Here is a 13109-nt window from a genome sequence, read left to right on the forward strand (position 1 = left end):
TTGGGCATCAACGCAGGCAATAAGGACCGTGGAGTAGAGCTATGAAGCTTTCGCAGGAACTCTTGGACGAATATCAGGAAAATGGCTTTCTGATTATTCCCGACCTCTTCTCGGCAGAGGAAATCGCCGAAATCCGCGCGGCGATGAACCGCGTCTTTGAACAGGAAGACCCGGCGAACATCCGCGAAAAGAAGAGCGGTGTCGTCCGCACGGCGATGGGTTTGCACCTTCGTGACGAACTGTTCGACCGGCTGATCCGCCATCCGCGTCTCGTCGAGCCTGCGCAGCAGATCGCCGGTCCGGAGCTTTATGCCCAGCAGGCGAAGATCAACGTCAAGGCGGCGTTCGATGGCGATCAGTGGCAGTGGCACCAGGATTTCTCGACGCATCACCATGATGACGGCGTGCCGCAGCCGCTGGCGCTGAACCTTCACATCTTCCTCGACGATGTCACGGAGTTCAACGGCCCGCTCTATTTCTTCAAGGGCTCGCACAAGTTCGGCAGCGTCGCGACCTGGCACGACACGGTGTCGACGAGCTTCGCGCTGTGGGTCGTCGAACAGGAGAAGATCAAGGAAATCGCCGAGACCTGCCCGCTCGTCGCGGCGACCGGCAAGGCCGGTACGGCGCTCATCTTCGGCGACTGCCTCGTTCATGGTTCGCCGCCGAACATGTCGCCGTGGAACCGCAGCATCTTCTCGCTGATCCTCAACCCGGTCGAGAATGCGCATACCAAGTTCGATCGCAAGGATCATTTCCATCATCGCGACCTGACTCCGGTTCAGGCGATCGAGGATGATTGCCTGCTCGAAAAGGTCGCCTGAAGCACCTTCAAGCATTTTTTGAATTTTGACTGCGGCGAGCCGCGCGCATCGGTGCGCGGCTCGTCCTGAGGGGATATTGATTATGACGATGTTGGCGCGGCGACCCTGGGTAGGCCAAGCAAGCGAAGATCTGATCCAGAGCGTCGCTGCCAAGGTAGCCGGCAGTTCGTCGGATGCCGTCGATGCGCGGCTGGCGGAACTGGTCGAGGAAAATCGCCAGATTCACGACGTCGGCGCGATCAACCTCAATCCGGCGACGAACGCGATGAACCCGCGCGCCGAAGCGCTGCTCTCCAGCGGGCTCGGCAGCCGCCCCTCGCTTGGTTACCCGGGCGCGAAATATGAAATGGGGCTTGAGGCGATCGAGCAGATCGAAGTGCTGGCGGCCGAGGTCGCAGCCGAGGTCTTCGGCGCGAAATATGTCGAATTCCGCCTCGCGTCCGGCGCGATGGCCAACCTTTACACCTTCATGGCAACGTGCAAGCCCGGCGACGCGATCATCGCGCCGCCCGACACAATCGGCGGCCATGTCACGCACCACACCGCCGGCGCCGCGGGCCTTTACGGTCTGAAAGTGCACACCGCGCCCGTCGACGCCGATAATTTCACCGTCGACGTCGCGGCGCTCGCCGACCTGGCGCGGCAGGTGCGGCCGAAGCTGATCACGATCGGCGGCAGCCTCAACCTGTGGCACCATCCGATCCGCGAAATCCGCGCGATCGCCGACGAGGTCGGGGCCTATGTCCTGTTCGACGCCGCGCACCTTTGCGGCATGATCGCCGGCAAGGCGTGGCAGCAGCCGCTCGAGGAGGGCGCGCATCTGATGGGATGCAGCACCTACAAGAGCCTCGGCGGACCGCCCTCGGGCCTGTTGATGACGAACGACGCGACGCTTGCCGAGCGGATCGACAAGATCGCCTATCCGGGTCTGACCGCGAATTTCGACGTCGCCAAGACCGCGTCGCTGGCGCTCGCGCTGCTCGACTGGAAGGAATATGGCGCTGCCTATGCCAAGGAAATGGCGGCGACGGCATCGACGCTGGCTGAATTGCTCGACGAGCAGGGCCTGCCGGTCTTCAAAACCTCGCGCGGTATCACCTCGTCGCAGCAGTTCGCCTTGCGCGCCGAAAGCTTCGGCGGCGGTCATCAGGGCGCGCTGCGCCTGCGCGAGGCGAATATCCTCGCCTCGGGCATCGGCCTGCCGATCGAGCCCGTTGCCGGCGGTTTCAACGGCCTCCGCATGGGAACGCCCGAAATAGTGCGCTGGGGCATGACCACCAACGATATGCCCGAACTGGCGAGCATCATCGTCGAAGCACTGACCGCCGACAATCCGGCGTCCGTTCGCGACCGCGCGACGGCGTTCCGCAAGAAGTTCCAGACGCTGCACTTCGTCCGCAACTAACCGGTCGTCTCCCGCAACCGGTCAAGAGTCGCCCCCGCGCCAGGTCTCTCCCCCAGGCGCGGGGGCGGTGCTTTTCGGGGTGCAGCGTTGCCAACCCGAGCGCGGTGTGGCTTGGGTGGGGATATGCCGCTGGTTAAGTCGTCATCCCGGGCTTGACCCGGGACCCGCCTTCCTTCTTCCGACGCCGGATCAAAGAAAAGGCAGGCCCCGGGTCAAGTCCGGGGTGACGAAGAGGGACGTGTCTGCTTTCGGCCGGAAACCGACGTCCATGGCGTGTTCGCAGCGCCCGGCGGTTCAGGCGACGCCCGGCCTCGCCTGTTCGAGAAGCCAGTCGACGAAGGTTTGCGCCGCGGCGGTCAGCGGGGTCGCTGTCTTCGTCAGCAGGTAGAATTGGTTCGTCGATGGCACCCGTCTGTCCGACAGCGTCTGCAACTGCCCAGTTTTCAGCAATTCGCCGAGCAGCGCGGTATGGCCGATCATGAAGCCGCGCCCCTGCAATGTGGCATCGACCGTCATCGAATAGAGCGAAAAGGTCTGGGTCTTCAGCGCCTTTGGCGCGGTCGAGCCGGTGCGCGCGATCCAGTCGGCAAAGTCATGCTCCCAATAGGGATCGATCATCAGCGACGCGCCGACGGGCAGGCCCTGTTCGTCGAACGTCGCGCTTTCGATCAGCTTGGGGCTCGCCACGGGAACCAGTTCATCGAAGAAGAGCTCGCGATAGTCGCAGCCGGGGAAGGGCGGCTTGCCGTAGCGGATCGCCATGTCGAAGTTCGAGGTGCGCAGGTCGATGATCGTCGGGTCGGCCCAGATTTCGACGGTCGTGTTCGTTTCGAGCGCGTGAAATTCCTCCATCCGCGGGCCGAGCCAGAGCTGAGCCAGCGACGGCAGCATGGTGACGCGCACCGACTTCGATGTGCTGGTCGACGTAATCTCGCGCGTTGCGGTGGTGAGCTGGTCGAGCGCCGGGGCAACCCGTTGCGCATAGCGTTTCCCAGCCTCGGTGAGCTTTACACCCTGCGGGTAGCGCTGGAACAGGTCGATACGCAGAAAGGCTTCGAGCGCTTTGATCCGCTGGCTCACGGCGCCCGGGGTGACGCCTAGACGGGCTGCCGCTAGGGCGAAGCTCTCGGTCGCGGCCGTTTCAGCGAAGACGCGCAGCCAGTCGAGATTGGGCGTTTCTCGCAGCATCAGCAGACCTGCCGCTTCGATATGTGATGGATCATTTTCTACCTTCCCCGATTCCCGATTGGCTCGGTTCATCAACAGGCTGGTCTACAGAAGTGAAACCGTCTGTCGACATGGCCAATTCTGGGGGAGACACCTAGATTTTCTGGGTGTCCGCATTTTGAACCTGCGCGTCTTGAGGAATGCAGGTGTCAGGAACGAGGATCAGAACAGCTACCCCTGTGCGCCAGCATTATTGGTTTGCTCAGGCAAACCGAAACATTCCTAATTGGGCTCGCGCCCGGTTCGCCGCGCGCCGCCCAGCTCGATGCCGCGGGCCAAATAAAAAAGAAAAATTTGCGTTCTTCAAAACATGAAACCGATAGGAGGCATTTTCAGCATAATTTGAATTTATATTATAAAATAATAATAAAATATAACTTCAGAATTAGTTCTTAAATAGTGATGATAATTGCGGGAACTATTTTGACGTAAATATTTAAAATTTAAGGGGTTGCCATGATTACCGAATATGATTCTCCCGCAATTTCGGGCTCCGCCATTTCGTACCGAAGAGTGCTGCTGGCGCTCTTGTCATCCGTTGCATTGCTCGGCCCGGTTCAGAATGCCGCAGCGCAGGACGCCGGCGAAGACGCCGGCGCTACCAGCACCGACATCATCGTCACTGCGACGCGCCGCGAGACGACGCTGCAGGAAACCCCCGCGGCGGTCAGCGTGCTCGGCAGCGACGCGATCGAAAAGCGCAACCTTGTCGGCATGGAAGATTATCTCGCTTCGTTGCCCGGCGTCAGCTTCGCCGACCGCGGCGCCGGCCAGAACACTATCACCATTCGCGGTATCGGGCAGGCCGACCAGCTTTCGGCGAACACGCCGGTGGGCAGCTATTTCGGCGAAGTGCCCGTGACGGGCCTCGGGCCGCCGCTCAACGGCAATGGCGCCGGCAACTCCGATCTCAAGATGGTCGATATCAGCCGGGTCGAGGTGCTGCGCGGCCCGCAGGGCACGCTATACGGATCGGGGTCGATGGGCGGCACCGTCCGTGTCATCCCCAACGCCCCGAACCTGCGCGATGTCGAAGGCAGCCTGACCGCAGGCTATTCGCACACCGGGCGCAGCGGCAGCCATAATTATGCGCTCGAAGGCGTCGTCAATGCGCCGCTGATCGAGGACAAGCTCGGCATTCGCGTCGTCGCCTATCGCATGTTCAACGACGGCTATATCAATAATACGGCGGCCAGCGATCCGACGCAGGAAGTCGAGGATGCGGTGGCGATCGGTGCCGTCGCGCGCGACGACAAGCATTCGGGCAGCGAGACGATCACCGGCGTGCGTGGCAGCATCCTGTGGCGGCCGGTCGACGATCTGTCGATCACGCTGTCGCACGCCTATCAGGCGCTGCGGCAGGACGGCTTCCGCGAAGTGCAGCTTGCTTTGCCCGGCGCCTATCAGCAGGCGCGCGTCCGCGTCGGCGAGAATGGCGGGCGCAACGGCTATGTGAACATGGACCTCAACATCAGCAACCTCGTCGTCGAATATGACGCGGGCTTCGGGTCGTTCCTCAATTCCACGTCGCTGATCAAGAGCCGCGGACGCAACGACATCGACTTCAGCTTCTTCGGTTTTGCCGATCCCACCTTGCTCGCGGTCGCTTCGGTGACCAACGCCGACAAGGAGTTGTTCGTCAACGAATTCCGCTTCGCATCCAAGTTCGACGGGCCGTTCCAGGTCATTAGCGGCCTTTATTATGAAGAGCGTAAGACGAAGGCCGATGCGTTCACCCGCTATACCGGTACCGCGAACCCGCCGCCGGCGAGCGCGCCGCGCGAGACGGCGGACAACAAGAACAAGCAAAAGCAATTCGCGGCGTTCGGCGAAGCCTCGCTGACCCCGATCGATCCGCTGACGCTGACCGTTGGCGGGCGCTATTACAAGTTCGAACAGGATATCCTGATCGCCCGCGTCGACGGGGTGCCGACGACCGCCGAGGGCCGCAGTGCGACCACCGACGGTTTTCTGTGGAAGGCGAATGTCTCGTACAAGCCGAGCGACGAGGTGTTCCTCTATGCACAATGGGCGCAGGGCTTCCGCCAGCCGCAGTTCCAGCGCGCGATCCTGCCCCAGGATGATGCCGACAATGACGGGCTGGTCGAATTCGCCGACGGGATCGAACGTGCGGTCGACCCCGGCCTGCTCGATCCGGACAAAGTCGACACGTATGAAATCGGCGTCAAGTTCCAGTCGCCCGACGGGCGCCTGCGCAGCAGTCTCACCGGCTTCTACACCGACTGGACCGGCATCCCGGTGTCGCCCGCCTTGTCGCTCGCGCGCGGCGAAGCCTTTTACTTCAACGCGGGCAAGGCGATCTCGAAGGGGGTCGAGTTCGAGCTGTTCGGCGAAGTCGGCGACCGGTTGTTCGCCGAATTCTCAACCTCTTGGGTGAAATCGACGCTCGACGAAACCGTCCCGGGGCTGGGCACGAAGGGTACCAACCTGCCGGGTTCGGCCGACCACAATGTCAAGGCGGCGCTCGAGAAGCGCTTCGATATCGGCGAAAACGAAGCCTATATCCGCGGCGACTACAGCTATGTCGGCGGTTATTACACCAACTTCACCGAAACGGGGCTGAAGTCGGGGGATTACCATCTCTTCGACCTCAGCGCCGGGGTGACGGTCGATAATTTCAGGCTGGGACTCTACGCGCGGAACCTGACGAACCGCAAGGATTTCACCTGGGTCGATAACATCTTCGGCGCGACTGCCGGACGTGCCTACCGGCTGCGGCCGCGGACGATCGGCGTCAATGTCGGGGTCAGTTTCTGATCGTGGCGCATCGGGTCCTCTCAAGGCCGATGCTTGCCGATGCAGGTGCCGGTGCCTTCGGGCGCCGGCATTTGTCTTTGCGATGAACCGCCGCGAACTCCTCTTTGCGGCCGCGGCAGCGGCGGGTGGGGGGCAGTCGCTTCTGGCGTCCCGGTCCGGTGCCGCTGCGCTGGACAAGCCGGCAGGCGATCCTGCCGATCTGACGATTGCCGAAGCGGCAGGTGCGATCCGCGCCGGTACGCTGACGGCCAGCGATCTGACGAAGGCCTGCCTTGGCCGGATCGACGCCCGCAACCCGCGGATCAATGCGATCATCACGCCGATGCGCGAACAGGCGCTGGCGCAGGCGGCGGCGCTCGACGCAGAGGCGCGCACGGGGCGCTTTCGTTCGGCGCTGCACGGCGTGCCGATCGCGCTCAAGGATAATATCGATACCGCCGACGCGCCGACGACCAACGCCAGCGCGCTGCTGAAAGATCATGTGCCCGCGAAGGATGCGCATGTCGTGCGGCGGTTGCGCGAGGCGGGTGCGATCATCGTCGCTAAGGCCAATCTCGCCGAATTTGCGGTCAGCCCGACCAACGCGACCTCACATTACGGCCCGGTGCGCAACCCGTGGAGCGAGGACCATGTCTCGGGTGGATCGTCTGGCGGTTCGGGAGCGGCGGTCGCGGCGGGCATGTGTTTCGGCGCGCTCGGCACCGACAGCGGCGGGTCGGTGCGCATCCCGTCGGCATGGTGCGGCGTGGTCGGGCTGAAACCGACCGCGGGGCTGGTCTCGAACGGCGGCGCCGGCCCGGGCATCGCGATCCTCGACACCATCGGCCCGATCGCGCGGACGGTCGAGGATGTGTCGTTACTGCTCGGGGCGATGACCGGCTATGATCCGTTCGATCCCGCGAGCGTCGAGCGGCCGCGCGAAGATTATGCCGCGGTGCCGGGCCGTCCGGTCTCGGCGCTGCGTATCGGCGTCCCGCGACGTCCCTTCTTCGACGGGCTCGATCCCGAGGTTGCGGGTGCGGTCGATACCGCTCTCAAGACCCTCGCGACGATCGCCGGCAGCATCCGCGACGTCGACTTCCGATGGGGCGACCTGCCCGAAGGTGCGTTCACCGCGCCCGACCTGCTGAGCTACCATAGCCGCCCGTTCGCCGAGCGGCCCGACGCGTATCAGACGCGGACGCGCAACATCATGCAGATGCTGACCGAAATGCTCGACGATCCGAAAGGCGGTTCCCCGTCGCACAAGCTGGGAGAGCATGTCGCCATGATCCGTTCGATCGCGCAGCGCCAGCGGACGATCGACGCGGCATTCGACGGCTTCGACATCCTGGTGTTGCCGACGACCAAGACTTTGCCGCCAACGGTGACGGCTGCCGTCGCGTCCGAATATGGCCCCGGCGTCGAGCCGCTGTTCTCGATCGAGAACACGATGATCTTCAATCTCGTCGGGCTGCCGGCGCTCAGCGTGCCGTGCGGGCTATCGAAGGACGGCTTGCCGATCGGGATGACGATCGCCGGACCACGGTTCAGCGAGGTGACCTTGCTGGCGCTCGGCGCCGCCTATGAACGCCGCGCTGGCTGGCGCGGGAGCCGCCCGGTCGGGCGGGACGGACGAAACAATCCGGTTGGACGAGGAGAGGGATGATGAATCGCAGGGAAGCATTCATGGCAGGGCTGGGCGCGGCGGCGGCGTTCGCGGCGCCGGGCGCGCTGGCGCAGGCCCGGCGCGCGAGCGTGCAGGACGCGCGCAAGCTGCAGGATTCAGCGCCGTTGGTCGAAGGTCTCGACGGTTCGACGCTCAACGACGAATATCTCGCCAAGCTGGAGGCCGCCGGTCTCGACGTGATTTGCCAGAGCCGGGGCGGGTTCGACAGCTTCGTCGAACTGCATAATTTTCTCGACCGGCATCCGGACCGGATCGTCCAGGCGCTCACCGTTCGCGACATCCGCGACGCGAACCAGGCGGGCAAGATCGCGCATGTGTCGGGCTGGCAATCGGCCGAATTTCTGGTGCGCGACGGCGACCCGGTCATGCCCGCGATCGGCAATCTGCGCGGCTACAAGCAGCTTGGTCTGCGCATCGTCGGTCTCGTCTACAATGTCGCGGGCCCGTTCGGCGGCGGATCGCTCGACCCCGATGTCGGCCTGACCCGCGCGGGGAAGCGGCTGGTCGAGGAAATCCACAAAGAGCGGCTGGTGCTCGACGTTGGCGGGCATACGGCGGAGGCGACCTCGTTCGGGGCGCTCGAAATCTCGAAGGGCATGCCGGTCATCTGCTCGCACACCAATTTGCGCTCGAAGGTCGATAATGCGCGCAACATGACCGACAAGCTGATCGAAGCGATCGCCGCGACCGGCGGCGTGATCGGGCTGACCAAGGTCAATGATTTCCACGCCCGCGTGCGCAATTCGCCTGAGCCGGTGACGGCGCAGGTCGGGATCGAAAAGCATCTCGACCAATATGACTATATGAAGAAGCTCGTCGGCGTCGATCATATCGCGCTCGGTTCCGACTTCATGTGGGGTCGCAAGGATCTGGTCGCGATCATCCCCGAACTGTGGCCGGGCGATGTCTACAGCAACAATCCGCCCTGGTTCATGGTCAAGGATACCGAAACAGTGACCGAATATCCCAATGTTACCAAGGGGCTGATGGAACGCGGCTGGACCGACGAGGAAATTCACAAGGTGCTCGGCGGCAATCTGCTGCGCGTGTTCGAAAAGGTGTGGGGCGCCTGATCGCTCCGTTGCAATAAACAGAAAACAGTTGGGGGCATTATGAAGATCCTGTCGGGCCGGGGAAAATATTTCGTCATCGCGGCGGCGCTCGTCGTCGCGGCGATCATTATCAGCCAGCTTGTCTCGTTCGGGGCGCGCAAGGGGGCGGAGGGCGTCGATCAGCAACGTTTGCTGAATGCCGCGGCCGAGCCAGCGAACTGGCTGGCGCACGGCGGAACTTTTTCCGAACAGAGGTATAGCGCGCTCGACCAGATCAACGCTGGAAACGCGGCGAAGCTCGGTCTTGCCTGGACGTTCGAATTCGACACCAATCGCGGACAGGAAGCGACGCCCATCGTCGTCGATGGTGTCATCTATACCTCGACCGCTTGGTCGAAGGTCTATGCGCTCGACGGCAAGACCGGCAAGGAGCTCTGGCACTTCGATCCGAAAGTCGATGGCGACCGCGCCGTCTATGGCTGCTGCGACGTCGTTAACCGCGGCGTTGCGGTGTGGAAGGGGAAGGTCTTCGTTGCTACCTTCGATGGTCGGCTGATCGCGGTCGATGCGAAGACCGGCAAGCAGATATGGTCGGCGCAGACGACCGACAATTCAAAACCCTATACGATTACCGGCGCGCCGCGCGTGTTCAAGGACAAGGTGATCATTGGCAACGGCGGCGCCGAGCTGGGCGTGCGCGGTTACGTCACCGCCTATGACACCGAAACGGGCAAGCTCGTCTGGCGTTTCTACACCGTGCCGGGCGACCCGGCGAAAGGCCCCGACGGCGCCGCGTCCGACCCCATCATGGCGACGGCAGTGAAAAGCTGGGCCGGCAAATGGTATGATTATGGCGGCGGCGGCACCGTCTGGGATTCGATCGTCTACGACCCCGATTTCGATCAGGTCTATCTGGGCGTCGGCAACGGCTCGCCGTGGAACCGGCGGGTGCGGTCGGACGGCAAGGGCGATAATCTGTTCCTCGCCTCGATCGTCGCGGTCGACGCCGATACCGGCAAGTATAAATGGCATTATCAGGGATCGCCGGGCGATAGCTGGGACTATACGCATACCCAGCAGATGATGCTTGCGACGCTGCCGGTTGGCGGCAAGGAGCGCAAGGTGTTGATGCAGGCGCCGAAGAACGGCTTCTTCTATGTCATCGACCGCGAAACCGGGAAGCTTGTGTCGGCCAAGCCTTTTGTCAGGCAGAGCTGGGTCGATCATATCGACCTTAAGACCGGCCGTCCGGTGATGAGCGCCAACGCTTATTATGAAGACGGCGTGAAGATGATCGAGCCTGCATCGGTCGGCGGTCACAACTGGCAGCCGATGTCGTACAGCCCGCGCACCGGCCTCGTCTATATCCCGACCGTGCAGTGGAGCCTGAAATATGATCAGGACCCGGCGTATAAATTTCGCCCCGGACGGCTCAATATCGGCGCGCAGGTCTTGCTCAACGAGAAGGACCCGAATGGCTCGGGTGCGCTGATCGCGTGGGATCCGGTGAAGCAGCGTGAAGTCTGGCGCGTCGAGCAGCCCGAGATGATCAACGGCGGCACGCTGGCGACCGCGGGCGACCTTGTCTTTGCGGGCAATGCGCATGGCGAGTTCACGGCGTTCGGCGCGAAGGACGGCAAGAAGCTCTGGACCTACAAGCAGCCGGTCGGGATCATGGCCGGGCCGGTCAGCTACAGCATCGACGGCGAGCAATATGTCGCGGTGCTGGTCGGCAAGGGCGGCGGCGCGATGGGGATTCCCGACACCAAAAGGCCGCGCCTGCCGCAGCCGAACGGACGGATCATGGTGTTCAAGCTCGGCGGCAATGCCGCCTGGCCGAAGCAGGACCTGACCCCGGCGCCCGCCAATCCGCCCAAGGAACGCTTCGCAGCCGACAAGGTCAACGCCGGCGCGATCGTCTATGGCGAAAATTGCGCCGCCTGCCACGAAGGCCTTGCCGCACCGGACCTGCGCCGGTCGGGCGCGCTCGCCGACGCTGCGGTCTGGAAGAGCATCGTCATCGACGGTGCACTCAAGGACAATGGCATGGTGAGCTTCGCGCGCTGGATTACCCCCGAACAGGCCGAAACCATCCGCGCCTATATGGGCGAACAGGCGCGCCTGCTGCAGCAGGAAGAAGCGAAGAAATGACCGGCGGTCGCGCTCGGCCGCAGTGACATCGTATAAACGGGAGATTGATCGTGAATGTGACCCATATGAACAAGCCGGCGCGCCGACGCATGACGGCGCTTCGTCTTGCCGCCGCGGGGGCGCTTGTCCTCGCCGGGCTCGGCGGCGCACCGGCATTTGCCTTCGAGGCGCCCGTCGCGGCAGCGCCCGCGGTCGATGCCGAGACGGCGCGCCTCAACGCCTGGTTCGACGCGAAGTTCGAGGAGGAAATGGCGTTCAGTCCGATGTCGCGCGGCTATCAGGGCGACAAAACCGACTATGACAAGATCGACGATTTTTCGGAGGAGGCCGAGGACCGGAAAATGGACTGGCAGCGCGGGTCGGTCGAGGAGATGAAGGCGAAGTTCGACCGCGCCAAACTGCCCGAGGACGCGCAGCTTTCCTACGATCTCTGGATCTACCGCTATGAGGATGCGGCGGGCTACGCAAAGTTCCGGCGCAACAATTATGTCTTCCAGCAGATGTACGGGCCGCACACGCGCATCCCGCAATTCCTGATGCAGGTGCATAAGGTCGACGATGTGGCGGACATGGACGCCTATATCGTGCGGATCGGCGAAGTCGCGCGCGCGCAGTTGCAATTGCTCGACATCGCAAAAAAAAATGCCGAGGCAGGGTCGCGGGTGCCGCGCTTTTCCTATGAAGCGATGATCGGGCAGGCGCGCGCACTGATCACCGGCGCGCCGTTCGGCGGCGAGGGCGAAAGCGCGATCTGGTCGGATGCCACCGGGAAAATCGACGGGCTGGTCAAGGCGGGCAAGATCGATCAGGCGAAGGCCGATGCCTATAAGGAAGCCGCGCGGCAGGCGCTGACCACGAAATGGCTGCCCGCCTATCAGGCGCTGATCGCGTGGTTCGAGTCCGAGTTGCCGAAGGCCGATGCGGTCGCGACCGGGGTCGGCAAGAATCCGAACGGCAAGGCCTATTACGACATGCTGCTCGTCAGTTCGACGACGACCGACCTCACCGCCGAACAGATCCATCAGATCGGCCTCGACGAGGTCGCGCGGATCAAGGGCGAGATGGAGAAGATCAAGGAGCAGGTCGGCTTCAAGGGGACGCTGCAGGATTTCTTCAAATTCGTCCGCGACGATCCGCGCTTCTATTATCCGAACACCGATGCGGGGCGGCAGCAATATATAGATGCGGCGACCGCGCACATCGCCTTCATGAAGCAGCAACTGCCGAAATATTTCGGCATTCTGCCCAAGGCCGACGTGATCGTGAAACGCGTCGAACCCTATCGCGAGATCGCCGGTGGCGCGCAGCATTATTATATGTCGACCCCCGACGGATCGCGGCCGGGCGTCTTCTACGCGCATCTGCTCGACATGAAGTCGATGCCGATCCCGCAGCTCGAGGTGATCGCCTATCATGAAGCGCTGCCCGGACATCACATGAACTTTGCGATCGCGCAGGAATTGACCGACATCCCGAACTTCCGCAAATTTCTGTACGTCAATGCCTATCAGGAGGGCTGGGGCCTTTACACCGAGAAGCTCGGCAAGGAGATGGGCGCTTACAAGGATCCCTATTCGGACTTTGGCCGCCTGACGACCGAGATCTGGCGCGCGATCCGGCTGGTTGTCGACACCGGGCTCCATTCCAAGGGCTGGACCGAAGATCAGGCGATCAAATATTTCACCGAAAATTCGGCCGCTTCCGAAGGCCAGATCAAAGCCGAGGTACGGCGTTACATCATCATGCCGGGGCAGGCCACCGGCTACAAGATCGGCATGATCCAGATGGAGAAGCTGCGCAAGAAAGCCGAAGACGCGCTGGGCGACAAGTTCGATATCAAGGGCTTCCACGACACGATCCTCGGCCGCGGGCAGGCGCCGCTCGACCTGCTCGAACGCCGCGTCGATCAGTGGATCGCAAGGCAAAAGGCGGCGTGATCCTTTGGCGCGACCCGCCCGCTTCGGCGGGCGGGTCGCGCCCCGGGCAATGCCCAGAATTTCTGA

8 protein-coding genes are annotated in these 13109 nt (G+C 62.8%); 7 read left to right on the top strand and 1 reads right to left on the bottom strand.

Annotation, left to right across the window (positions count from 1 at the left end):
* Nucleotides 1-41: 41 nt before the first annotated feature.
* Together AN936_RS03160 and glyA are read left to right on the top strand one after the other, a co-directional pair.
* Entirely contained in the window at nucleotides 42-824 is a 783-nt protein-coding gene (locus AN936_RS03160; RefSeq protein ID WP_054586864.1) for a phytanoyl-CoA dioxygenase family protein, read from the top strand.
* Nucleotides 825-906: 82 nt separating this feature from the next.
* Nucleotides 907-2229, top strand: coding sequence for a serine hydroxymethyltransferase (gene glyA, locus AN936_RS03165; protein ID WP_054586865.1), 1323 nt, complete (start codon nucleotides 907-909; stop codon nucleotides 2227-2229).
* A 294-nt stretch (nucleotides 2230-2523) separates the two neighbouring features.
* Here glyA and AN936_RS03170 read toward each other — a convergent pair whose 3' ends face one another.
* Nucleotides 2524-3417: a LysR substrate-binding domain-containing protein gene (locus AN936_RS03170; protein WP_054586866.1), complete on the bottom strand. Its 894-nt coding sequence runs from the start codon at nucleotides 3415-3417 to the stop codon at nucleotides 2524-2526.
* A gap of 495 nt (nucleotides 3418-3912) precedes the next feature.
* Between AN936_RS03170 and AN936_RS03175 the strand changes: the two genes are divergently transcribed.
* The 5 genes from AN936_RS03175 to AN936_RS03195 all read left to right on the top strand — a co-directional run bounded on the left by AN936_RS03175 (nucleotide 3913) and on the right by AN936_RS03195 (nucleotide 13043).
* A complete protein-coding gene (locus AN936_RS03175) occupies nucleotides 3913-6234 on the top strand; it encodes a TonB-dependent receptor (RefSeq protein ID WP_084758144.1) in 2322 nt (773 codons plus the stop codon).
* A gap of 82 nt (nucleotides 6235-6316) precedes the next feature.
* The gene (locus tag AN936_RS03180; RefSeq protein WP_054586868.1) at nucleotides 6317-7882 is read left to right on the top strand and encodes an amidase; all 1566 of its coding nucleotides are present in this window, start codon (nucleotides 6317-6319) and stop codon (nucleotides 7880-7882) included.
* A gap of 20 nt (nucleotides 7883-7902) precedes the next feature.
* The gene (locus tag AN936_RS03185) at nucleotides 7903-8976 is read left to right on the top strand and encodes a dipeptidase (RefSeq protein ID WP_234715728.1); all 1074 of its coding nucleotides are present in this window, start codon (nucleotides 7903-7905) and stop codon (nucleotides 8974-8976) included.
* 39 nt (nucleotides 8977-9015) lie between these two features.
* Nucleotides 9016-11106, top strand: a complete 2091-nt coding sequence (locus AN936_RS03190) for a PQQ-dependent dehydrogenase, methanol/ethanol family (protein WP_054586870.1) — start codon at nucleotides 9016-9018, stop codon at nucleotides 11104-11106.
* A gap of 89 nt (nucleotides 11107-11195) precedes the next feature.
* Nucleotides 11196-13043, top strand: a complete 1848-nt coding sequence (locus tag AN936_RS03195) for a DUF885 domain-containing protein (RefSeq protein ID WP_201782960.1) — start codon at nucleotides 11196-11198, stop codon at nucleotides 13041-13043.
* Nucleotides 13044-13109 lie beyond the last annotated feature (66 nt).

The organism is Sphingopyxis macrogoltabida (assembly GCF_001307295.1).
Taxonomy (GTDB): Bacteria; Pseudomonadota; Alphaproteobacteria; order Sphingomonadales; family Sphingomonadaceae; genus Sphingopyxis; species Sphingopyxis macrogoltabida_B.

Bases quoted from the DNA above. Each gene is read 5' to 3' on its own strand.
- AN936_RS03160 (WP_054586864.1), top strand. From the start codon at position 42: ATGAAGCTTTCGCAGGAACTCTTGGACGAATATCAGGAAAATGGCTTT.
- glyA (WP_054586865.1), top strand. From the start codon at position 907: ATGACGATGTTGGCGCGGCGACCCTGGGTAGGCCAAGCAAGCGAAGAT.
- AN936_RS03170 (WP_054586866.1), bottom strand. From the start codon at position 3,417: ATGCTGCGAGAAACGCCCAATCTCGACTGGCTGCGCGTCTTCGCTGAA.
- AN936_RS03175 (WP_084758144.1), top strand. From the start codon at position 3,913: ATGATTACCGAATATGATTCTCCCGCAATTTCGGGCTCCGCCATTTCG.
- AN936_RS03180 (WP_054586868.1), top strand. From the start codon at position 6,317: ATGAACCGCCGCGAACTCCTCTTTGCGGCCGCGGCAGCGGCGGGTGGG.
- AN936_RS03185 (WP_234715728.1), top strand. From the start codon at position 7,903: ATGGCAGGGCTGGGCGCGGCGGCGGCGTTCGCGGCGCCGGGCGCGCTG.
- AN936_RS03190 (WP_054586870.1), top strand. From the start codon at position 9,016: ATGAAGATCCTGTCGGGCCGGGGAAAATATTTCGTCATCGCGGCGGCG.
- AN936_RS03195 (WP_201782960.1), top strand. From the start codon at position 11,196: ATGACGGCGCTTCGTCTTGCCGCCGCGGGGGCGCTTGTCCTCGCCGGG.